This is a genomic window from Geodermatophilaceae bacterium NBWT11 (assembly GCA_014218215.1).
Classification (GTDB): Bacteria; Actinomycetota; Actinomycetes; order Mycobacteriales; family Geodermatophilaceae; genus Klenkia.
The window spans coordinates 2,949,735-2,971,170 of sequence record CP043652.1 but is presented as its reverse complement, the minus strand read 5'-3'; the positions used below and the strand labels follow the sequence as shown (position 1 = coordinate 2,971,170).

The 21,436-nt window shown below is 74.9% G+C and carries 24 protein-coding genes and 1 tRNA gene; 16 read left to right on the top strand and 9 right to left on the bottom strand.

Going from position 1 to position 21,436, the window contains the following annotated elements; translation table 11 throughout:
• The first annotated feature begins 100 nt into the window (after nt 1-100).
• On the top strand, nt 101-994 hold the full coding sequence (locus F1C76_14255; protein ID QNG39255.1) for a DUF559 domain-containing protein: 894 nt from the start codon (nt 101-103) through the stop codon (nt 992-994).
• An 81-nt stretch (nt 995-1,075) separates the two neighbouring features.
• Here F1C76_14255 and rsmI read toward each other — a convergent pair whose 3' ends face one another.
• Complete coding sequence (rsmI, locus tag F1C76_14250; protein QNG37590.1) at nt 1,076-1,924, bottom strand: 16S rRNA (cytidine(1402)-2'-O)-methyltransferase; 849 nt, start codon at nt 1,922-1,924, stop codon at nt 1,076-1,078.
• A gap of 52 nt (nt 1,925-1,976) precedes the next feature.
• Here rsmI and F1C76_14245 point away from each other — a divergent pair, with 52 nt between their 5' ends.
• The 4 genes from F1C76_14245 (at nt 1,977) to F1C76_14230 (ending at nt 6,107) form a co-directional block, all read left to right on the top strand.
• Entirely contained in the window at nt 1,977-3,503 is a 1,527-nt protein-coding gene (locus F1C76_14245) for a phospholipid carrier-dependent glycosyltransferase (GenBank protein ID QNG37589.1), read from the top strand.
• Nucleotides 3,504-3,601: 98 nt separating this feature from the next.
• Nucleotides 3,602-3,964: a MarR family transcriptional regulator gene (locus F1C76_14240; protein QNG39254.1), complete on the top strand. Its 363-nt coding sequence runs from the start codon at nt 3,602-3,604 to the stop codon at nt 3,962-3,964.
• 50 nt (nt 3,965-4,014) lie between these two features.
• Nucleotides 4,015-5,298, top strand: a complete 1,284-nt coding sequence (locus F1C76_14235) for an MFS transporter (protein ID QNG39253.1) — start codon at nt 4,015-4,017, stop codon at nt 5,296-5,298.
• A gap of 20 nt (nt 5,299-5,318) precedes the next feature.
• Entirely contained in the window at nt 5,319-6,107 is a 789-nt protein-coding gene (locus tag F1C76_14230; protein QNG37588.1) for an enoyl-CoA hydratase, read from the top strand.
• Nucleotides 6,108-6,158: 51 nt separating this feature from the next.
• Here the strand turns inward: F1C76_14230 and F1C76_14225 are convergent.
• From F1C76_14225 to F1C76_14205, 5 genes are all read right to left on the bottom strand, one after another.
• A tRNA-Ala gene (locus F1C76_14225) sits at nt 6,159-6,232 on the bottom strand.
• Between the two features lie 55 nt (nt 6,233-6,287).
• Nucleotides 6,288-6,977, bottom strand: coding sequence for a hypothetical protein (locus F1C76_14220; GenBank protein ID QNG37587.1), 690 nt, complete (start codon nt 6,975-6,977; stop codon nt 6,288-6,290).
• A gap of 193 nt (nt 6,978-7,170) precedes the next feature.
• Complete coding sequence (locus F1C76_14215; protein ID QNG39252.1) at nt 7,171-7,794, bottom strand: GNAT family N-acetyltransferase; 624 nt, start codon at nt 7,792-7,794, stop codon at nt 7,171-7,173.
• A gap of 17 nt (nt 7,795-7,811) precedes the next feature.
• Entirely contained in the window at nt 7,812-9,044 is a 1,233-nt protein-coding gene (locus tag F1C76_14210) for a molybdopterin molybdotransferase MoeA (protein QNG39251.1), read from the bottom strand.
• Between the two features lie 359 nt (nt 9,045-9,403).
• The gene (locus F1C76_14205; protein ID QNG37586.1) at nt 9,404-10,336 is read right to left on the bottom strand and encodes a UTP--glucose-1-phosphate uridylyltransferase; all 933 of its coding nucleotides are present in this window, start codon (nt 10,334-10,336) and stop codon (nt 9,404-9,406) included.
• A gap of 27 nt (nt 10,337-10,363) precedes the next feature.
• Between F1C76_14205 and F1C76_14200 the strand changes: the two genes are divergently transcribed.
• Nucleotides 10,364-10,942: a 5-formyltetrahydrofolate cyclo-ligase gene (locus F1C76_14200; protein ID QNG37585.1), complete on the top strand. Its 579-nt coding sequence runs from the start codon at nt 10,364-10,366 to the stop codon at nt 10,940-10,942.
• Here F1C76_14200 and F1C76_14195 read toward each other — a convergent pair.
• Entirely contained in the window at nt 10,939-11,631 is a 693-nt protein-coding gene (locus F1C76_14195) for a FadR family transcriptional regulator (GenBank protein QNG37584.1), read from the bottom strand. The two genes, F1C76_14200 and F1C76_14195, sit on opposite strands and share 4 nt — an antisense overlap.
• Before the next feature lie 110 nt (nt 11,632-11,741).
• Here F1C76_14195 and F1C76_14190 point away from each other — a divergent pair, with 110 nt between their 5' ends.
• Genes F1C76_14190 through F1C76_14175 form a run of 4 tightly spaced genes read left to right on the top strand, consistent with a single transcriptional unit; the run spans nt 11,742 to nt 16,592 of the window.
• Nucleotides 11,742-13,070, top strand: coding sequence for a hypothetical protein (locus F1C76_14190; protein ID QNG37583.1), 1,329 nt, complete (start codon nt 11,742-11,744; stop codon nt 13,068-13,070).
• Nucleotides 13,070-14,323 (top strand): CoA transferase, encoded by a 1,254-nt coding sequence (locus tag F1C76_14185; protein ID QNG37582.1) that lies wholly within the window; start codon nt 13,070-13,072, stop codon nt 14,321-14,323. The genes F1C76_14190 and F1C76_14185 overlap by 1 nt, the downstream gene beginning before the upstream one ends.
• A complete protein-coding gene (locus F1C76_14180; GenBank protein QNG37581.1) occupies nt 14,320-15,855 on the top strand; it encodes an acetyl-CoA carboxyl transferase in 1,536 nt (511 codons plus the stop codon). Before F1C76_14185 ends, F1C76_14180 begins: the two co-directional genes overlap by 4 nt.
• Nucleotides 15,852-16,592 carry an AAA family ATPase gene (locus tag F1C76_14175; protein QNG37580.1) on the top strand — a complete coding sequence of 247 codons (741 nt, stop codon included), beginning with the start codon at nt 15,852-15,854 and terminating at the stop codon, nt 16,590-16,592. The genes F1C76_14180 and F1C76_14175 overlap by 4 nt, the downstream gene beginning before the upstream one ends.
• A 4-nt stretch (nt 16,593-16,596) precedes the next feature.
• Here the strand turns inward: F1C76_14175 and F1C76_14170 are convergent, their stop codons facing one another.
• The gene (locus F1C76_14170; protein ID QNG37579.1) at nt 16,597-17,073 is read right to left on the bottom strand and encodes a MarR family transcriptional regulator; all 477 of its coding nucleotides are present in this window, start codon (nt 17,071-17,073) and stop codon (nt 16,597-16,599) included.
• 132 nt (nt 17,074-17,205) lie between these two features.
• Between F1C76_14170 and F1C76_14165 the strand changes: the two genes are divergently transcribed.
• The 3 genes from F1C76_14165 to mscL all read left to right on the top strand — a co-directional run bounded on the left by F1C76_14165 (nt 17,206) and on the right by mscL (nt 18,890).
• Nucleotides 17,206-17,586, top strand: coding sequence for an FmdB family transcriptional regulator (locus tag F1C76_14165; GenBank protein QNG37578.1), 381 nt, complete (start codon nt 17,206-17,208; stop codon nt 17,584-17,586).
• Between the two features lie 165 nt (nt 17,587-17,751).
• Nucleotides 17,752-18,396, top strand: a complete 645-nt coding sequence (cpaB, locus tag F1C76_14160) for a Flp pilus assembly protein CpaB (GenBank protein QNG39250.1) — start codon at nt 17,752-17,754, stop codon at nt 18,394-18,396.
• Between the two features lie 56 nt (nt 18,397-18,452).
• A complete protein-coding gene (gene mscL, locus F1C76_14155; protein QNG37577.1) occupies nt 18,453-18,890 on the top strand; it encodes a large conductance mechanosensitive channel protein MscL in 438 nt (145 codons plus the stop codon).
• A 148-nt stretch (nt 18,891-19,038) separates the two neighbouring features.
• Here the strand turns inward: mscL and F1C76_14150 are convergent, their stop codons facing one another.
• The gene (locus tag F1C76_14150) at nt 19,039-19,716 is read right to left on the bottom strand and encodes a hypothetical protein (protein ID QNG37576.1); all 678 of its coding nucleotides are present in this window, start codon (nt 19,714-19,716) and stop codon (nt 19,039-19,041) included.
• Between the two features lie 47 nt (nt 19,717-19,763).
• On the opposite strand from F1C76_14150, the gene F1C76_14145 reads away from it, so the two are divergent.
• From F1C76_14145 to F1C76_14135, 3 genes are read left to right on the top strand one after another with little or no spacing between them, the layout of a single operon-like run.
• Nucleotides 19,764-20,162, top strand: coding sequence for a VOC family protein (locus F1C76_14145; GenBank protein ID QNG37575.1), 399 nt, complete (start codon nt 19,764-19,766; stop codon nt 20,160-20,162).
• On the top strand, nt 20,159-20,566 hold the full coding sequence (locus F1C76_14140; GenBank protein QNG37574.1) for a PaaI family thioesterase: 408 nt from the start codon (nt 20,159-20,161) through the stop codon (nt 20,564-20,566). The genes F1C76_14145 and F1C76_14140 overlap by 4 nt, the downstream gene beginning before the upstream one ends.
• Nucleotides 20,563-21,435, top strand: a complete 873-nt coding sequence (locus tag F1C76_14135; GenBank protein ID QNG37573.1) for a phosphotransferase — start codon at nt 20,563-20,565, stop codon at nt 21,433-21,435. Before F1C76_14140 ends, F1C76_14135 begins: the two co-directional genes overlap by 4 nt.
• Nucleotide 21,436 lies beyond the last annotated feature (1 nt).

Genomic DNA, 21,436 nt, shown 5'->3' with positions numbered 1-21,436 from the left:
AGTTGTCCACAGATCTCCCACGAGCGGTCTGCGGCGACTCGTCGGACGCCACGATCGAGCCGTGCCCCAGGACGACGTCCACCACCGAGCCGTCTACGAGCTGTTGGGCCGTCAGCACGGGCTCGCGACCAGGCAGGACCTGCTGCGGGTGGCGCCGCGGAGCATCGTCGACAACCACGTGGACAGCGGACGCCTGCAGCGGGTCTTCCCCCACGTCTACACCGCGCGGGGCAACCCGGCGGCAGGTGACCGACGGCTGCGGGCAGCCGTCCTCTGCGTCGGCGGGACGACGGCGCTGAGCCACACTACCGCGCTGGCCGTGCACGGCCAGCGCGAGCTCTCCGGCGTCGTGCACACCACGATCACGGCGTCCCGGAAGAGCGCCGGGACGCAGGGCCTCGTCGTCCACCGTCGGAACGGCTTCTCCGACGCTGACGTGACGTGGGTCCGGGGGCTGCCCGTCACGCCGCTCGCCGACAGCCTGGTGGCCGCGTGGCCGCTGCTCCCCCGGAGAGAGCGACGGCCGGCCGTCGTCGACGCGGTGCGGACGACGGGGCTGGACGCAGCGGCCCTCGTCGCAGCCCTCGCGAGCCGACCCACCCTCGGTGGACGACGGGAGCTCGCGCAGACCATCGCGCTCGTCGCTGACGGCGTCCGCAGCGAGCTCGAGGCCATGGGAGTGCTGGCCGTCTTCCGGCACAGGTCCTTGCCGCGCAGCGTCGGTCAGCGGGCGGTGCAGTGTCCGGACGGCATCACCCGCCACCTCGACCGGGCCTGGGAGGAGGTGATGTTGGGCGTCGAGCTGGACGGGGCCGCGTTCCACTCGTCCGCCCGCGACCGGACCGACGACCTCGCACGGGATGCGCTCTTCGCCGCCGCGGGCTGGCTGGTGCTGCGGTTCACGTACGCGGAGGTGCTGCGAGACCCGGACGGCGTCCGGGCGAAGGTGCTGGCCGTGTACGCCATGCGGCTGCAGCAGCTGCGCGCCGGCTGACGCGGAGGCTCGACGGAGGAACCTATACACCCCCTCGACGAGCTCTCGTGGGGGGCAGAGGTTCCTTTGCCGCGAACAGGGTCAGCCGCGGGTGGGGGGTGGGGGCTTGGCGGCGACGACGGCGTCGAAGACGACGCGCTTGGGGAGGCCGGTGCGGGTGACGACGGCGCGGATGGCGTCCTTGCGGGTCTCACCGGCGGCCTCCTCGCGGGCGACCTCGGCGGCGAGCTCGGCGGGGGTGAGGTCGACCGGGCCCGCGGGGGCACCGGCGACGACGAGGGTGATCTCCCCGCGCACACCCTCGGCGGCCCAGGCGGCCAGCGAGCCCAGGGTGCCGCGGACGACCTCCTCGTGGGTCTTGGTCAGCTCGCGGCAGACGACGGCGGGCCGGTCCTCCCCCAGCACGGCGGCGGCGTCGGCCAGGGCGTCGGCCAGCCGGTGCGGGGACTCGAAGAAGACCATCGTGCGGGGCTCGGTGAGCAGCGCGGTGAAGGCGGTGCGGCGGCCGCGGCGGGGCACGAAGCCCTCGAAGCAGAACCGGTCGCAGGGCAGCCCGGAGACCGCCAGCGCGGTGGTGACGGCGGAGGGGCCGGGCACCGAGGTGACCTCGATGCCGGCGTCGACGGCGGCGCGCACCAGGGTGTAGCCGGGGTCGGAGACCGAGGGCATGCCGGCGTCGGTGACCAGCAGGACGGTCTGGCCCGCCTCCATCGCGGCGACCAGCCCGGGCAGCCGGGAGGTCTCGACGGTCTCGTGGAAGGTCACGACCCGACCGGTGAAACGCACCTCGAGGTCCTGGGCCAGCCGGTGCAGGCGGCGGGTGTCCTCACAGGCCAGCACGTCGGCGTCGGCCATCGCCTGCCGCAGCCGGGGTCCGACGTCGCCGGGCTGACCCAGGGGGGCGCCACCGAGCACCAGTCGTCCTGCCACCTCAGGAGCCTGTCACGGCGGCCGTGTCGTACCCGCCACCTACCCTGGCCGCATGGCGGTGCTGGCCCCGGAACGGGTGGACGACGGGGCGCCGCCACCGCCGTCGCACCGGCGGGCCCCGCGCCGTCCGGCCCGGCAGTGGACCCCACCGCTGCCCACCGACCGGTTGCTGTCCTGGGTGCTGACCGCGGTGCTCGGCATCGCGACGTTCGTGGCCCGGCTGTGGGACCTCAGCTACCCCGGCGACCTGCTCTTCGACGAGGCGTACTACCCGCCCGAGGCGAACGAGATGATCGAGTGGGGCTACGAGTACAACCGCGGCTACACGTTCATCGTCCACCCGCCGCTGGGCAAGATCCTCATCTCCGGGGGCATCCGGCTCTTCGGCTACGACTCCTTCGGCTGGCGCATCCCGAGCGTGATCGCCGGCACGATCGCCGTCGTCGTGCTCGTGCGGCTGGCCCGCCGGCTCACCGGGTCGACGCTGCTCGGGCTGATCGCCGGCCTGCTGCTCGCGCTGGACGGGTTCTCCTTCACCCTCGGTCGGATCGGGCTGCTCGACGTCTTCCTGCAGGTCTTCGTGGTCTGCGCGGTGGCCTGCCTGGTGGTCGACCGCGACCGCACCCGACAGCGGGTGCGCGACCGCACGGCGGGGCTGACCAGGCCGGTCCGGGAGTTCGCGCTGGGCCCGCGGGGCTGGCGGATCGCGGCGGGGGTGCTCTTCGGCTGTGCCGCGTCGGTGAAGTGGTCCGGGGTCTACTTCCTGGCGTTCTTCGCCGTCCTGACCCTGTTCTGGGACCGGGCGGCCTGGCGGAAGGCCGGTGTCGCCAGCCCCACCCGCACGGTGCTGCGCCGCGGCCTGCCCGGGGCGCTGTGGGCCCTGGCCGTCGTCCCGGTGCTGACCTACCTGGCGAGCTTCACGCAGTGGTTCCTGGCCGAGAACGCGCAGGGCCGGCACTGGGCCGAGCAGAACCCGGACACGTCGTTCGGCTTCGTGCCGGGTGCGTTGCGGTCGCTGTGGCACATGCACGGGGAGTGGCTGACGTTCCACAGCGGGCTGTCCACGCCGCACCCGTGGGAGTCCGGGCCGTGGTCCTGGCTGGTCGACGGCCGGCCCATCCTGCTGTGGAACCCGCAGGGGCTCACCGACTCCGCCGGTGACCAGGTGGTGCGCTACATCCTGATGGTCGGCACGCCCACGCTGTGGTTCGCGTTCGCCCCGGCGATGCTCTGGCTGGTGTGGCGGATCGTCGCCCGCCGCGACCCGGCCGCGATCACCATCGCCGTCGGCATCGCCGCCGGGTGGCTGACCTGGTTCGTCAACCTCGAGCGCACGATGTTCGTCTTCTACATGGCCCCGGTCGTGCCGTTCTTCATCCTCGCCGTCGTGCTCGTGCTGCAGGACGTGCTCGGCTCCCCGCGCGCGACCCAGTTCCGCCGCTGGCTGGGGCTCGGCGCGGTCAGCCTCTACCTGGCCGTGGTCGCGATGACCTTCGTCTTCTTCTACCCGGTCCTCACCGGGCAGCCGCTCTCCTACGCCGAGTGGGTCCAGCGGATGTGGTTCCCCTCCTGGTTCTGATGGCGCGATCCATAGTTGCGTTGTACAACTGATGGGTGCCCACTGACCGGACGGACCTGGCCGAGCGGCTCGACGACGTCGTCGTCGGCCTGCGGCAGCTGACCAGCACCCGTACCGAGCTCAGCCTCACCGCGGCGGCGACCCTGTCGACCCTGCGCCAGACCGGGCCCGCACGACTGACCGACCTGGCGGCGACCGAGGGCGTCAGCCAGCCCTCGATGACCGCGTTGGTCGCCCGGCTGACCACGGCCGGACTGGTGGCCCGCTCCGGCGACCCCACCGACCGGCGGGTCGTCGTGCTGTCCCTGACCGACGAGGGCGCCGCCCTGCTCGACCGCCGCCGGCAGACCCGGGCGGCCCGGCTCGCCGAGCCGCTGGCACACCTCGACGACGACGAGGTCGCCTCGATCACCGCAGCCCTCCCCGCGCTGGCCCGCCTGACCGCGGCGCTGCAGCCCTGACCCACCCACCGAACCGGAGTGAACCCGTGAGCACGCACCAGAAGAGCAGCATGCTCGGCCAGCCGAAGGCGGTGTACGCCGTCGCCTTCGCCTGTGTCGTGAGCTTCATGGGCATCGGCCTCGTCGACCCGATCCTGCCCTCGCTGAAGACCCAGCTCGGCGCCAGCGAGAGCCAGGTGACCCTGCTGTTCACCAGCTACCTGGTGGTCACCGCCGTCGCCATGCTCGGCACCAACTGGGTGTCCAGCCGGATCGGGGCCAAGCAGACCCTGGTCACCGGCCTGGCGATCATCGTGGTGTTCTCCGCACTGGCCGGGCTCAGCGACTCCATCGGCGGGATCGTCGGGTTCCGCGCCGGCTGGGGCCTGGGCAACGCGCTGTTCATCGCCACCTCGCTGGCGGTCATCGTGGCGAGCGCGTCCGGCGGGTTCGCCGGGGCGATCGTGCTCTACGAGGCCGCGCTGGGCCTGGGCATCGCGGCCGGCCCGCTGGTCGGTGGGCTGCTGGGCAGCATCAGCTGGCGGGGCCCGTTCTTCGGCGTCGCGGTGCTGATGGCGATCGCCCTGCTGGCCACCGTCGTGCTGCTGGAGAAGACCCCCAAGCCGACCCACAAGACGCCACTGTCGGCCCCGCTGAAGGCGCTGCGGCACCGTGGGCTGCTGATCATGGCGATCACCGCCCTGCTCTACAACTGGGGCTTCTTCACCATGCTGGGCTACGCGCCCTTCCCGATGGAGCTGTCGGCGATCCAGCTGGGCTTCGTGTTCTTCGGCTGGGGCCTGCTCGTCGCGTTCTTCTCCGTCGTCGGCGCCCCGCGCCTGCAGGCCCGCTTCGGCACCGCCCGCAGCCTGTACGGCGCGCTCGGGCTCTTCGCCGTCGACCTGCTGCTGATCGCCGTCTTCACCGACACGAAGTGGGCGCTCATCACCTGCGTGGTCGTGGCCGGGGCCTTCATCGGCATCAACAACACCCTCACCACCCAGGCCGTCATGCTGGTCTCCCCCGTCGAGCGCCCGGTCGCGTCGGCGGCCTACGGCTTCGTCCGGTTCCTGGGCGGTGGCCTCGCGCCCTTCGCCGCGGGCAAGCTCGTCGAGGCCTTCGACGTGCACGTGCCGTTCTACGTCGCCGCCGTCGCCGTCCTGGCCGGGGTCGCGGTGCTGTCGACCGGACACCGGATGCTGACCCAGGCCGACGCCGGCCTGGACGAGGACGGCCACCCGAGCACCGACCACGGCGGTCCGGACGACGTCGCGGGCGAGGTGGCCGACGAGTTCGGCGGCGCGCCGGCGGCGATCGACGGCGAGGTCGAGGCCGACCTCGCCCGACGCCGCTGAGCTCCCCTACCGTCCCCACCATGGACAGCACTCAGCGACGAGTCAGCACCGCGGTCGACGGCGACGTCTGGCGGGTGACCCTGGACCGGGCCGACGCCGGCAACGCGATCGACGTCCCGATGGCCGACGCCCTGGTGGCCGCCTTCGACGACCGCCCCGCCGACACCCGGACCGTCCTGCTCCTGGGGGCCGGCACCCGGTTCTGCGTGGGCGGGGACATCGCCGGCATGTCGGCCGCGGCGGACATGGCCGCGTTCATCGGCACGCTGGCCCACCGCTGGCACGACGTCGTCCGGCGGGTGGTGAGCTGCCCGGTCCCCGTGGTCGCCGGCGTGCAGGGCGCGGTGGCCGGGGCCGGCGTGGGGCTCCTCGGAGCCTGCGACCTGGTGCTCGCCGCCCGCTCGACGAAGATCCGCCCCGCGTACGGCGCGATCGGGCTCTCCCCCGACGGCGGGAGCTCGTGGGCGCTGGCCCGCACCCTGGGCGCGCCGCGGGCGCTGGACCTGATGCTCACCAACGGCACGCTGAGCGCCGCCGACGCCCACCTGTACGGCCTCGTCGGTCGGCTGGTGGACGACGAGGAGCTGACCTCGGCAGCGGTCGCGCTGGCCCACCAGGTGGCGGCCGGTCCGATCCGGGCCATGGTGCGCACCCGCGGGCTGGTCCGCCGGGCCGCCACCACCACGCTGGACGCCCAGCTCGACGAGGAGGCCCGGCTGATCGTGGAGTCCGCGGCCGACGCCGAAGCGGTCGAGGGCGTCGGGGCGTTCCGCGCCAAGCGCCCGGCGGACTTCCGCAGCGCGGGCTGAGAACGACCCAGGCCGGGCCCCTCGCGGGACCCGGCCTGGGTGGTGTCGGGGTGGAGCTGAGGGGAATTGAACCCCTGACCCCCTCGATGCGAACGAGGTGCGCTACCGGACTGCGCCACAGCCCCTTCGCCGGTGAGCCTACCGCCCACCGGCCCCGGCCCCACAGGGGGGCCGGACGGATCAGCCGGTCGCGGCGCGGGGGGCGTAGACGTCGATGTCGGCGAAGCCGATGTCGTCGTCGTCCAGGCCCACGACCGCGCTGTGCTGCCACGCGGCACTACCCGCAGTGCGGGCGGCGGGCACCCGGGCGGGCCGGATGGGGTGCACCGGGGCCAGCGGGAGGCTGGGGTGCGGGACCCGGGCGGCGGGGACGGCGACCGGCTCGGGAGCCGGGGCCGGACGCGGCGCGGGCCGCGCGGCCGGACGGGCTGCCGCAGGCCGGGCGGCGGCCCGGTACTGCCGACGGGCGGCGGTACGGCGCTCGCGCTCGGCGGCGGCCCGCACGACCATCAGGTAGCCGACGGTGGCGACGTCGAGCAGCAGGTGCGGGGCCCACAGCCAGGGCCGGTAGACCAGCGCGCCGACCAGGGTCAGCAGCGCGAGCCCGGCCAGGCCGGCCAGCGTGCGCCGACGCAGCGCGTGGACGTCGACGGTGAGCTCTCCGGTGGCCAGCAGCGCCGCGCGGTCGATCTCGACCCGCTCGGTGCCGGCGTGGACCACCGGGTCCACGACCCGTCGTCGCTGCAACGTGCGGCCCGCGCCGACCGCGCCCGTGCGGGCCGGTGTCGCGTCACCCCGAGTGACGACCATCGGCACCAGCACCACGAACCACAACACGACCAGAGCGGCCAGCAGAACACCCGAACCCATCGCACCCACCCCGCATCCGTCCTTGGCACCCGCGTGTGCAACGCCGATCCCTGGCGTCACACGAGTCACACGGGTCACTCGCCTTGCACGGTAGGGGGCCCCTCCCCCCCGACGGGGGAGGCGCGCAGCAGTTCTGTCGTGTCGTGTCGCGTGGCGGCGGCGTGTCGCCCCACCGGCGTGTCGCCGGCCGCGGTCAGGACGGCGCGGACCGCTGCCACCGGGCGACCACGCTGCCCGGCAGGTCGGTCGACAACAGCGCGTGACCGATGTGGTCCCGCCAGTCGCCGTCGATGTCCAGATAGCCGCGGAACAGGCCCTCCTCGCGGAAGCCCAGGCGCTGCACCAGCCGGCGGCTCGGGCCGTTCTCGGGCCGGACGTCGGCCTGCAGCCGGTGCAGCCCGACCGGGCCGAAGGCGTGGTCGCACACCAGGGCCACGGCCAGCGACGCCACGCCCTGCCCGGCCGCCCCCCGGTCGATCCAGTAGCCCAGGTGGGCCGAGCGGAGCGCGCCGCGCACGACGTTGTCCACGGTCACCTGGCCCACCAGGCGCCCCCGGTGCCGGACGGCGAAGGGCAGCGCGCTGCCCAGCCGGGCCCGCCGGGCGGCGGCGCGCCGCATCGCCCGGTAGACCTGCGGCGTGTGGCGGGCGGCCCACCCGGCCGGGGCGGTCGGCTCCCAGGGCGCCAACCAGGCCTCGTTCTCCCGGCGCAGCCGGGACCAGGCCTCGGCGTCCGAGCGGCGCAACGGGTGCAGCTCGACGTCCCCGTGCTGCAGCGTCGCCGGCCACCCGGGGTGCTGGGCCGGGTCGTCCCACAACGCGGACACCGGCCGGCTCAGCCGCCGAGCAGCATGGGCATGACGGTGACCAGCCCGCCGGGCTCGACCTCGGTGACGTCTTCGTCGACCACGATCAAGCAGTTCGCGCGGGCCATCCGGGCGAGCACGGCGTCGCCACCGGGGTCGCCACCACCGACCGGCTCGACGACGTAGCCGCCGTCGGGGTGCCGCATCACCTGGCCGTGCACGTACTGCCGGTAGCCCAGCGGGGAGACCAGGTGCTGGGCCGACACCGCCTGCACGGTGCGGCGGAACAGCTGCCGCTTGCCGAGCATCAGCCGGATCGCCGGCCGGACGAAGACCTCGAAGGCCACCAGCGCGGCGACCGGCTCCCCCGGCACGCAGATGACCGGCACGCCGTCCCGGCCCAGCCGGCCGAAGGCCTGCACCGGGCCCGGGTGCATGGCGACCTGGGTGAACTGCACCTGGCCGAGCTCGGCGAGGGCCTCCTGGACCAGGTCGAAGCCGCCGCCGGCGAACGTGCCGGCGATGAGCACCACGTCGCTGCGCAGCAGCTGGCTCTCCAGCAGCTCGACCAGCCGGCGGCGGTCACGCGGCACGATGCCCGAGCGGTAGGCCTCCGCGCCGGCGTCCCGGGCGGCAGCGGCCAGGGCGTAGCTGTTGACGTCGACGACCTGCCCGGGCACCGGGACGACGCCCACGTCGACCAGCTCGCTGCCGGCGCAGAGCACGGCCACCCGGGGGCGCGGCCGGACCAGCACGCGTTCGCGGCCGACGGCGGCGAGCAGGCTGATCTGGGCCGGGCCGATCGGGGTGCCGACACCGACGGCGGTGTCCCCGGCGCGGACGTCGTCCCCGGCCAGACGCACGTAGCTGCCCGGCGCGAGCTCGGCGTGCACGCCGACCCGGGCCTGGCCCTGGTCGGTCCACACGGCGGGGACGACGACGTCGGCACCGGTGGGCAGCATCGAGCCGACGGCGACCTTCTGGGTCAGGCCCGCGGCGATGGAGGTGGGCTCGGCGGGACCGGCGACGGACTCCCCCACGACGGCCAGCGGCACCGGCTGCTCGAGGGAGGCCCCGAACAGGTCGACCGAGCGGGCGGCGTAGCCGTCGAGCCCGGCCTGGTCGAAGGCGGGCAGGTCGCGGACGGCGACCACGTGCTCGGCGCACAGCAGGCCCTGGGCGTCCAGGACCGCGAGCTCGATGGGGTCGGGGGTCGGCGCCGCGGCGAGGATGAGGTCGAGGTGCTCCTCGACCGAGCGCACCCGGACGTCCTCCAGCGCGATGGACCTGGTGTCGGCCGCCGGGTCGGGGTCGCGGTCACCGGAGGACACCGCCGGGGCGGGCACCCGCTCTAGGTCGACCTGCACCGTCTCGTGGTGCACCGGTGCCGCCGGACCCCGGGCGATCTGCTGGGTGTGCTGCACACCGACGGCCGCACCCGTGCCGAGGTCGATCTGGGTGGTGTCCCGGGACCCCCGGAACCACCCACGTGTCTTGTCCTCGGACATCCCCACCACCGTCTGCGAGCTCTGCGGACTTCCGTCGCCGGGGCGCCTCGCGCCCGCGGAGTGGGTCCTGACCGACCGCACCGGCCCTCGATGGTGCCCTCTCGGGCGCCGGGTCAGGCCGGCGACGCGCCCTCGGCGGGCAGGTCGGCGACGAAGTCACGCAACCAGGGGCGCAGCGCGGGCCCGAGGTCGTCGCGCTCCACGGCCAGCCGGACGACGGCCTTGAGGTAGTCCAGCTTGTCCCCGGTGTCGTAGCGGCGGCCGGAGAACACCACGCCGTGCACCGGGACGCCGTCCTCGACCAGCTTGAGCAGCGCGTCGGTCAACTGGATCTCCCCACCGCGGCCGGGCGGGGTGGCCCGGATGGCGTCGAAGACCTCCGGCGCCAGCACGTAGCGGCCGATGATCGCCAGGGAGGAGGGCGCCTCCTCCTTCGGGGGCTTCTCGACCATGCCGGTGATCCGCACGACCTGGTCGCCGTCGCCGGCGGAGGTCTGCGGTGCCTCCTCGATGGCCACGGCGCCGTACTTGTCGATGTTCTCCGCACCCACGTCCAGCAGTGCGATGACGCAGCCGCCGTGCTCGGCCTGCACGGCGAGCATCTGCTCGAGCAGCAGGTCGCGGGCGTCGATGAGGTCGTCGCCGAGCATGACCGCGAAGGGCTCGTCACCGACGAAGGCCGCGGCCTGCAGGACCGCGTGGCCCAGGCCCTTGGCCTCGCCCTGGCGCACGAAGTGCACCTGGGCGACGTCGGTGGACGCGTGCACGGCGTCCAGCCGGGACTGGTCGCCCTTCTTCTCCAGCGCCGCCTCCAGCTCCGGGGCGCGGTCGAAGAAGTCCTCGATGGCGTTCTTGTTGCGGCCGGTGACCATGAGCACCTCGCCGAGACCGGCGCGGGCGGCCTCCTCGACGATGTACTGCAGGGCCGGGCGGTCCACGACCGGCAGCAGCTCCTTGGGCACGGCCTTGGTGGCCGGCAGGAAGCGCGTGCCCATCCCGGCGACGGGGATGACGGCCTTGCGGGCAGGGCGGGACGGGCTCGACATGCCGGGGAGCGTATCCAGCACCGGCCGGTGTCAGACTCCCCCGTCGTGGTGAACAGCAAGGTGGTCCGGCGCACAGCGCTGCTCGCCGCCCGCCGCGACCGGCCTCTCGAGGTGCGGACGACGGCGGCCCGGTCACTGGCCGCCCACCTGCGCGCCCGGCTGTCCGACACGGGGGTGGTGGCCGGTTTCGTGCCCACCGCCGAGGAGCCCGGCCACGGCGAGCTGCCCGCGGCGCTCCCCGGGGTGCGGGTGCTGCTGCCGGTCGTGCCCGCGTCGGGTCGGGTGCTGTCCTGGGCCGACCGGAGCGCGGACCTGGCACCGGGCCGGTACGGGTTGCTGGAGCCGGTGGGCCCACGGTGGCCGGCGTCGGAGCTGGGGCTGGCCGACGTCGTCGTCGTCCCGGCACTGGCGGTGGGGCGCGACGGCTCGCGGCTGGGCCGCGGCGGCGGGTACTACGACCGGGCCCTGGCGCACGCCCGCCCGGACGCGGTGCTGGTGGGCGTGGTGTTCGACGAGGAGCTGGTGGACGCCGTCCCCACCGAGGCGCACGACGTCGGGCTGCACGCGGTCGTCACCCCGTCGGGCGGCTGGCTGGAGCTGGGCTAGCCGCCGCCGAGCAGCGGGACGTCGGAGACCATCCGGATGTGCGCGGCCATCGCGGCCGCGGCCGCCTCGGGGTCGCCGGCGCGGACGGCCTCGGCGATCGCCCGGTGCCCGTGCAGCGACCGGTGCGGTCTGCCTTCCTGGGCGAGGGACTCGATCCGGCTCTCCCGCACCCGGTCGGCGATCTCGGCCATGAAGCGGGCCAGCAGGGCCGAGTGCCCCGCGGCGGTGACGGCGGCGTGGAACCGCTCGTCGCCGTCGACGCCGCGGCCACCGGCGGCGAGGTCGGCTGCCATCGCGGCCAGCGCCGCGTCGATCTCGGCGAGGTCGGCGTCGGTGCGCCGGCGGGCGGCCAGGGCGGCGAGGTGGACCTCGAGGGCCTCCCGCGCCTCGATCACGTCCCCGAGGTCCTCGCGGCGGGCGTCCAGCGCCGCCAGCACCGCCTCCGACCGGGGCGCGACCAGCAGCACCGTGCCGTCGCCGTGCCGCACGTCGACGACCCCGGTGACCTCCAGGGCCACCAGCGCCTGGGCGACGGTGGCCCGGCTGACGCCGAGGGAGGCGGCCAGCTCGCGCTCGGGGGGCAGCCGGTCGCCGGCGGCCAGCCCGGCCTCGGCGGCCCAGCCGACGACCTGCCGGACCACCTGCTCGTAGAGCCGGTTGCGGCGCAGCGGGCCCGGACCAGTGCTCACCGGTACCTCCCGTCTCGACGCGCCGTGACGGTTGACACACTAGCCACTGGTCGAGAGGCTAGGCCACTGATCCAGACCCCCCCAGCCCTCCGACGACGTGGGAGCACCTCGTGTCACCCGAGATCATCTCGATCCTGGCGTTGGTGGCGATCTTCGCGATCGCCACCTTCCTGCCGATCAACATGGGCGCCCTGGCCTTCGTGGCGGCCTTCCTGGTCGGCACCCTCGCCGTCGGGATGACCACCGACGACATCATCGCCGGCTTCCCCGGGGAGCTGGTGCTGACCCTGATCGGGGTCACCTACCTGTTCGCCATCGCCCAGAACAACGGCACCGTCGACCTGCTGGTCCGCGGCGCGGTCAAGCTCGTGGCCGGCCGGGTCGCCTTCATCCCGTGGATCATGTTCGCCGTCACCGGCGTGCTGACCGCCATCGGCGCGCTCGGTCCGGCGGCCGTGGCGATCATCGCCCCGATCGCGCTGGGCTTCGCCGCGCGGTACCGGATCAGCCCGCTGCTGATGGGCATGATGGTCGTGCACGGCGCGCAGGCCGGCGGGTTCTCCCCGATCAGCGTCTACGGCGTCACGGTCAACACGATCGTCGCCGACAACGACCTGCCCTCCTCGCCGGTCACGGTGTTCCTGGGCAGCCTGTTCTTCAACCTGGCGATCGGCGCGATCCTCTTCGTCGTCCTGGGCGGGCGGAAGCTGGTGGGCCGCAAGGTCACCGACGACGTGGCCCCCGAGGCCACCGAGGCCACCGGGCCGGACACGTCGGTCGCGGTCAGCGGCCACGGCGCGTCCGCGGGCAGCGGGGTGGACACCCTGACGGCGACGGCGAAGGTCACCGTCGAGCAGGTCCTGACCCTGGTCGGGCTGGCCGCGCTGGTGCTCCTCGCCCTGGTCTTCGACCTGGACATCGGCTTCGTCTCCATCACCATCGCCACCGTGCTGGCGCTGTTCTCCGCCGCACGGCACAAGGGCGCGGTCATGCAGATCAGCTGGACCACGGTGCTGCTGATCGCCGGCGTGCTCACCTACGTCTCGGTGCTGCAGGCCGCGGGCACCATCGAGTACGTCGGGGAGAGCGTCACCTCCATCGGCGCCCCGCTGCTCGTGGCCCTGCTGCTGGCCTACATCGGCGCCGTGGTCAGCGCGTTCGCCAGCTCCACGGCGATCATCGGGGTGGCCATCTCGCTGGCCGTGCCGTTCCTGCTGGCCGGGGAGATCGGCGCCGTCGGCGTCGTCGTCGCGCTGGCCGTGTCGGCCACGATCGTCGACGTCAGCCCGTTCTCCACCAACGGCGCCCTGGTGCTGGCCAACGCCCAGGACGTCGACCGCGACCGCTTCTACAAGCAGATCCTCGGCTACTCCGGGGTCGTCGTGCTGGTCGGGCCGCTCATCGCCTGGCTGGTCTTCGTCGTCCCCGGGTGGCTCTGATGAACGGAGACACCATGACCGGCCCCCTCGACGGCACCCTCGTCGTCGACCTCACCCGGGCGCTCGCCGGCCCGCACGCCGGGATGATGCTCGGCGACCTGGGCGCCCGCGTGATCAAGGTGGAGAACCCCGGCAGCGGGGACGACACCCGCGGCTGGGGTCCGCCCTTCGTCGACCCGCCCGAGGGCGGCCGGGAGTCCACCTACTTCCTGTCGACGAACAAGAACAAGGAGTCGATCACCCTCGACCTCAAGGACGAGGCGGACAAGGCCACGTTGACCGAGCTGCTGCGCCGGGCCGACGTGCTGCTGGAGAACTTCCGCCCCGGCACGCTCGCCCGCCTCGGCTTCGGCACCGACGTGCTCGCCGAGCTCAACCCCCGGCTGGTGACGCTGGCGATCAGCGGGTTCGGCCACGACGGTCCCGAGGGCGGCCGCGCCGGATACGACCAGATCGCCCAGGGCGAGGCCGGGCTGATGTCGCTGACCGGGTCCGGCCCCGACGACCCGCAGCGGGTCGGTGTCCCGATCGGTGACCTGCTGGCCGGGATGTACGGCGCCTACGGGGTGCTGGCCGCCCTGCTGGATCGGGAGCGGACCGGCCGCGGGCAGGTGGTGCGCACCTCCCTGCTGGCCGCCGTCGTGGGCGTGCACGCCTTCCAGGGCACCGCCTGGACCGTGGCCGAGAAGGTCGGGCACGCCCAGGGCAACCACCACCCCTCGATCGCGCCGTACGGGCTGTTCCGCTGCGCCGACGGCGGGTCGGTCCAGCTGTCCTGCGGGTCGGAGTCGCTGTGGCGCCGGCTCTGCACGGAGTTCGGGCTCGACGCCGAGGCCGACGGGCTGGCCACCAACGGCGAGCGCGTGGGCAACCGGCAGCGGGTGATCGAGCTGCTCGAGGGTGCCTTCGCCGGCATCGAGGCCGAGGCGCTGCTCGCCCGGCTGTCCGCCGCCGGGGTGCCCGCGGGCAAGGTGCGCACGATCGACGAGGTCTACGGCTGGGACCAGGCGCTGTCCCAGGGCCTGCTGGTCGACGTCGAGCACCAGACCCTGGGCGCGGTGCAGCTGCCCGGGCCGCCGCTGCGGTTCTTCGCCCCCTCCGCCGAGGGCGAGACCGAGACCACCCGCCGGGAGCACACCGCTCCCCCGGTGCTCGGCGCCGACGGCGACGCGATCCGGGCCTGGCTCGCGTCGTCGTCCGCCGGTGTCGCCCAGCCCGCCGAGGACGACGTCGAGGACGGGCACGCCACGTGACCGCGCCGCAGAAGGCGAAGCGGCTGGACGCCCGCTCGTTGCGCGGCCTGGTCCTGGACCCGGGTTCCTGGACCAGCTGGGACACCCCGGTGCCCCCGCGCACCGAGGACGACGACTACGCCCGGGAGATCGCCCGGGCCCGGGAGAAGACCGGCCAGGACGAGGCCGTGGTCACCGGAGAGGGACTGCTGCGCGGTCGACGGGTCGCCGTCGTCGCCGGGGAGTTCGGCTTCCTGGCCGGCTCGATCGGGGTGGCCACGGCCCAGCGGCTGATGTCCGCGGTCGAGCGGGCCACCTCGCTGGGCCTGCCCCTGCTGGCCTCCCCCGTCTCCGGGGGCACCCGCATGCAGGAGGGCACGGTCGCCTTCCTGCAGATGATCGGCATCACCGCGGCCATCGCCCGGCACAAGGAGGCCGGGCTGCCCTACCTCGTCTACCTGCGGGGCCCGACGTTCGGCGGGGTGCTGGCCTCCTGGGGCTCGCTGGGCCACGTGACCATCGCCGAGCCCGGGGCGGCCATCGGCTTCCTCGGCCCGCGGGTCTACGAGCAGCTCTACGGCGAGCCCTTCCCGGCCGACGTGCAGACCGCCGAGCACCTTGCCGAGCGCGGGCTGATCGACGCCGTCGTCCCGGCCGAGCAGGTCGCCGACGTCGCCGACCGGGCGCTGCGGGTGCTCGCCGCCCGGGCCACCTGGCACCGCGACGGCCAGGTCGAGGGCCCGGTCGACGGCGACGGCACCGACGCCGACGACCCCGAGGACGGCCGCTCCGCCTGGGACGTCGTCACCGCCTCGCGCCGCACCGACCGACCCGGCGTGCGCCGGCTGCTGCGCACCGCGGCCACCGACGTCGTGGCGCTCAACGGCACCGGGGCCGGGGAGTCCGACCCCGGGCTGCTGCTGGCGCTGGCCCGCTTCGGCGGCGCGCCCTGCGTCGTCCTCGGGCAGGACCGGCGCGGCCAGTCGCTGTCGGCCCCGCTCGGCCCGGCCGCGCTGCGCGAGGCCCGACGCGGGATGCGGCTGGCCGCCGAGCTGCGGCTGCCGCTGCTCACCCTCATCGACACCCCCGGCGCGGCACTGTCGGTGGAGGCCGAGGAGGGCGGCCTGGCCGCGGAGATCGCCCGCTGCCTGTCGGACCTGGTGATGCTGCGTGCCCCCACGCTGGCGGTGCTGCTCGGCCAGGGCACCGGCGGTGGCGCACTGGCGCTCGTGCCGGCCGACCGGGTGCTGGCCGCGGCCAACGGGTGGCTCGGGCCGCTCCCCCCGGAAGGCGCCTCGGCGATCGTGCACCGGGACACCGAGCACGCCGGGGAGATGGCCGCCGCGCAGGGCGTGCGGGCCACCGACCTGTGGCGGGCGGGCATCGTCGACCGGGTCGTGCCCGAGCGACCCGACGCCGCCGACGAGCCCACCGAGTTCTGCCTGCGGCTGGGCCGGGTGCTCGCCGAGGAGCTCGCCGGGCTGCTCGGCCGGGACGACACCGAACGACGCCGCAGCCGGATGGCCCGCTACCGGGAGCTCGGCCGCCGGTGAGGGCCCGTCCGCGGCCGGACCGCCGGCCGGTGCGGCGGGTGCGCCCCGACCCGGGTGCACCCCCGCTGCCGGCCGGGGTCTGGCCGCGGACCGTCCCCGCGGTCGAGCAGCTGCTCACCGAGGGCCTCGAGCTGCCGGCGGGCGCACTGGTCCTGGTCGGCGAGAACGGCTCCGGGAAGTCGACGCTGGTCGAGGCACTGGCCGTCACGCTGGGGCTCAACCCCGAGGGCGGGTCGGTGGGCTCCCGGATGCGGACCCGCCCCAGCGAGCCACCACCGCTGGGCCTCGTCGTGGAGCGCAGCCCCGGCGCCCCGCGCTGGTCGTACTTCCTCCGCGACGAGACGCTGCACGGCCTCTACAGCCACCTGGAGCAGAACACGAACCCGTTCGGGCCGCCGGAGCCGGTGTTCCACGAGCTCAGCCACGGCGAGGCCTTCCTCACCCTGCTCGCCGAACGGGTGGCCGAGCCCGGTCTCTACCTGCTGGACGAACCCGACGCCGCCCTGTCGTTCACCGGGTCGCTCTCCCTCGTCGCACGGGTGCTCGACCTGGTCGCCGTCGGCGCACAGCTCGTGGTGGCCACCCACTCCCCCGTCGTCGCCGCGCTCCCCGGCGCGACGCTGCTCGAGGTCGGCCCGTGGGGCCTCCGCCCGGCGGTGTGGGAGGAGCTGGAGCTCACCGCCTCGTGGCGGCAGTTCCTCGGCGACCCGCAGTCGTTCCTGCGGCACCTGACCTGAGGGGTCAGCCGGTGGCGCGGCGGCTGGCGTCGGGGTCCAGGCGCTCCAGGACGGCGGTCAGCGCGTCGTGCAGGTGGGTGGTCTGCTCCGGGGTGAGCGCGGCGAACAGGCCCTCCCGGACGGCGTCGACGTGGCCCGGGGCGACGGTGCGGACGACGTCCCACCCCTCCTCGGTGAGCACCGCGACGTTGCCCCGGCCGTCGTCGGTGGCCCGCTCCCGGCGCACCCAGCCCCGGTCCTCCAACCGGGCGACGGTGTGCGAGAGCCGGCTCTGCGACTGGTTGGCCGCCCGGGCCAGCTCGCTCATCCGCCGGCTCCGGCCGGGTGCCTCCGACAGCATCGCGAGCACGACGTAGGCGGCGTGGGTGAGCCCGGCGTCGCGTTGGAGCTGCGCGTCCAGCGAGCGGGGCAGCAGCTCGGCCACGGCCAGCCACGCCCGCCATGTCTGCTGCTGCTCCTCGTCGAGCCACGGTGATGCCACGCCGCGGACGGTAACGGCACCGACCCGGGACCGGCCCGTCGTGGACGACGGATCGACCGAGGCGCATGATTGGCAGTCGCCGGGTGGGAGTGCCAGCCCGGCCACCACCCGCGACGAGGAGTGAACACCGCCGTGCCCACGTACCAGTACGCCTGCACCAACCCCGAGACCAAGCACGAGTTCGAGGTGGTCCAGTCGTTCACCGACCCGGCGGTCGCGACCTGCCCCGAGTGCGGCGCCCCGGTGCGCAAGGTCTACGGCTCGGTGGGCGTGGTCTTCAAGGGCTCGGGCTTCTACCGCACCGACAGCCGTGAGTCGGGCAAGAAGGCCACCTCCTCCTCGGGCAGCAAGGACTCCGGGAGCAAGGAGTCCTCGTCCTCCACGAGCTCGGACTCCTCGTCCAGCTCGTCGCCGTCGAAGGACTCCTCGTCCTCGAGCACCTCCTCGAGCACCTCCGGGTCGAGCTCCTCCTCCAGCGGCTCCAGCAGCAGCTCGCCGGCCAAGCCCGCCTGACCCCAGCACGAACCGGGCCGGCCGCGCTCGCGGCCGTCCACAACCGACCCACCCGTCCACAGCCGAGCCCGGCCGGCGCCGACGGGCGCTTCGCGGGCCCAGGCTGGGTCCGTGTCCGACTCGAGGTCCCGCCGCCGGGACGCCCCACCGCCCGGTCGTGCGTCGGTGGTCGCCTGGTGGCGCCGTCGACCCCGGCACCCGGTGCACCAGCTGCGCCGGGTGCTGGCCGGGCTGCTGGCGGTGGCGGCGCTCGTCCTGGCCCTGCGCCCGGTGCCGACCTCGGCCGGGTCTGCACCGCCGGAGACCGTCACCGACCCGGTGGTGGTCGCCGCGGGCGACCTGCCGGCGGGCACCGTCCTGGGCCCGGACGACGTGACCGTGCGGCAGCTCCCGGCCGACCTGGTGCCCGGCGGCGCCGTGCCCGACCCGGGGACGGTCGACGGGGTCGCCCTCGCCTCGGCGGTGCGGGCCGGTGAGGTGCTGACCGACGCCCGGCTGGTCGGGGCGGGCCTGTGGTCGCAGGTGCCGGCCGGGCACGTGGCAGCGCCCGTGCGGCTGGCCGACCTGGCCGTCGCCGCGCTGCTGCGCAGCGGGGACCGGGTCGACGTGCTGGCGTCCCGCCCCGGGCTCCCCACCGAGGTGGTGGTCGACGACGCGGTGGTGCTCGCCGTCCCCGCCTCCGCGGCGGCCGACGACGGGCTGTCCGACGACGCCGGACTGCTGGTCCTGGCCGTCGCCGAGGGTGACGCGGGGCGGCTGGCCGCGGCGTCGACCGAAGCGACACTGACCGTTACCCTCGGCCCGCCATGACCGGCCCACCCCCGGTGGTCCACCGGTCACCCTGCGTCGACTGAGGACACCACTCCATGCTCAAGGGCTTCAAGGACTTCCTGCTCCGCGGGAACATCGTCGACCTCGCGGTCGCCGTCGTCATCGGTGCCGCGTTCACCGCGGTCGTCACCTCGTTCACCACCGCGTTCCTGGAGCCCCTCATCGGGCTCATCGGCGGGGGCGGCGTCGACGGCGGCTCGTTCTTCGTGGACGGCCAGGAGTTCGCCTGGGGCGCCTTCGTCAACCAGGTCATCACGTTCGCGCTCACCGCGGCGGTCGTCTACTTCGTCGTGGTGCTCCCGATGAAGAAGATCCTCGAGCGCCGCAAGTCCGGCGAGGAGGCCGGCCCGGTCGGCCCGACCCAGGTCGAGCTGCTCGTCGAGATCCGCGACCTGCTCCGCTCGCAGCAGGGCATGAGCCAGAAGGAGAACCCGATCGGCCCCGGGACCACGGCCCTGCCCGGCCAGCTCTGACCCCAGCACCCCCAGCTCCACCGACGGCCCCCACGCGGCGCAGCGCGGGGGCCGTTCTGGTGCCGCCTTCTGGTCTGGCGGCTGGTCGGCCCGGTCGCAGGGCCCCGTGGCGCGCGGAGCGTGCCGTGAGGGCGACCAGGTCCTTCCTTCAGTCGCTGCCCCAGTGCGGGGGCCGGTCCTCCATGTACCGGGCGTCCCGGTCGTGCTCCTCGGGCCGCTCCCCCCAGCCGACGTCGCTGTCGTCCGGCGCCCGCTCGCGAACCGGTGCCGCCGCAGCGGGCGGGGTCACCGGCTGCCCGAGGCCCTCCAGCACGACCGCGCCCGGCAGCGCGGCCAGCACCGCCCCGGGGACGGCGAGCTTGCTGCCCCGGGTGCCCGAGCCGACGACCAGCAGCTCGCCGGCGGCCACGGCGGCGTCGACCAGCACGGGCCAGTCCCCCGGCAGCCCGACCGGGGTGATGCCGCCGTACGTCATCCCCGACTCGGCGACGGCGACGTCCTGCGGGGCGAAGGAGGCCTTGCGGGCACCCAGGTGGCGGCGGACGAGGCCGTTGACGTCGGCGCGGGTGTCGGCCCGCACCAGGCAGGCGGCCAGCGTCGTCTCCGCACCGCGCCGGGCGGCGACCACCACGCAGTTGGCCGAGGCCGCCAACGGCACGGCGTAGGCCTCGCTGAACGCGGCGGTGTCGGCCAGGTCGTCCTCGATCTCGGCCACCCACGCCGGACCGGTGAGTCCGGCGAGGGCGGCGGCCACCGGGGCGCCGAGCAGGTCGGGGCGGTCGGCGGCGGGGACCCAGGTGAGGCTCCCGAGCTGCGGTGCGGTCATGGCCTGATCGTGCCCCCGACTGTCCGGGAGCGGCCGGCCGGGCCAGGATGACGGTCGTGATCGGCCAGCTGCACTCCTACGTCATCGACGCCCCAAACGCGCACGCGTTGGCCGGCTTCTACGCCGAGCTGCTCGGGATGGAGGTGCGCGGCGAGCCCGGCGACGACTGGGTGGTGGTCACCGGCGCGGGCTACCGGCTGGCCTTCCAGCAGGCCCCGGACCTGCAGCCCCCGGACTGGCCCGACCCGGCCCGCCCGCAGCAGGCGCACCTGGACGTCCGGGTGGCCGACATCGACACCGCCGAACCCGCCGTGCTCGCCCTGGGCGCCACCCGGCTCCCCGGCGCCGGCGGTGACTTCCGGGTCTACGCCGACCCGGTCGGACACCCCTTCTGCCTGGTCTGGGACGCCCCGCTCCCGCCGCCCGCACCCGAGGAGACCCGATGACCCGGCCCGACCTGGCGCAGGCCAGTGCCTTCGTCACCGCCACCGGCTTCACCCCCGCCGAGATGACCGGCACCCGGGTCACCGGCACGGTGGAGCTCGGCCCGGACCAGCACACCCCTTGGGGCGTGGTGCACGGCGGCGTCTACGCGGCCGTGATCGAGTCCGCGGCCAGCATCGGGGCCAGCGCCGCGGTCGCCGACCGGGGCCAGTTCGCCGTCGGGGTGAACAACTCCACCGACTTCCTCCGCCCTGCGACCGAGGGCCGGCTCGACGTGCTGGCCGAGCCGGTGCAGCAGGGTCGCACCCTGCAGCTGTGGCTGGTCACGCTCACCCGCGCCGAGGACGGCAAGACCGTGGCCCGCGGCCAGGTGCGGCTGCAGAACGTCCCGCTGCCCGGCGCGTGAGCACCCCGGCCGGCGCGGCGGTCGCGGCTGCGGTCGCCTGCGCCGGCCGGCTCGGACTGACCTGCGCGGATCCCCGGCTGCTCTCCGACGGTGTCAACGCGGTGGTCCACCTGGCGCCGGCCCCGGTGGTCGCCCGGGTGGCGACGGCCACCCGACTGCTCCGACCCGACGTCTCGCGCACGTTCGGCCGGGAGGTGGCGCTGGCGACGGCGCTCACCGCCGCGGGCGCCGCCGTCGTCCCCCCGTCGGACCTGCTCCCGCCCGGCCCCCACGTGCAGGACGGCCTGGTGCTGTCCTTCTGGCGGTTTGCCGAGCTGACCGGTGAGCAGCCGACCGCGCAGGTGGCCGGCCGGGCCCTCGGTGAGCTGCACGAGGTGCTCGCGAGCCTGCCCGCGCCGGCGGGCGCCTTCCTGGACACCCCGCTCGAGGACGTCGCGGTCTTCGCCGCCACCGGCGCGGACCTCGGGGCACGGCCGGACCACGTGGAGCGGGTCGGTGCACTGCTGGAGGCGGTGCGCCCCCGGCTGGCCGGACCGTCGGGGGCGCTGCACGGGGACGCGCACCCCGGGAACCTGCTGGGCACCACGACGGGTTGGCGGTGGACCGACCTGGAGGACACCTCACCCGGGCCGGTCGGCTGGGACCTGGCCTGCCTGCGTTCCACCGGCCGGCTGGACGGCCGGGCCGCGGTGGACGCCACCCCGCACCCGCTGTCGGACGCCGACCTCGAGCCGCTCCTGCTGCTGCGCCTGCTGCACGGGGCGGCCTGGTCCCAGGTCGTGGCGTCCCGGGACCCCGGGTACCGCCGACAGGCCGACGAGCGGCTGGCCGCGGCCGTCGCCGAGGTGGGCCGGCGCCTGCGGGCGTGAC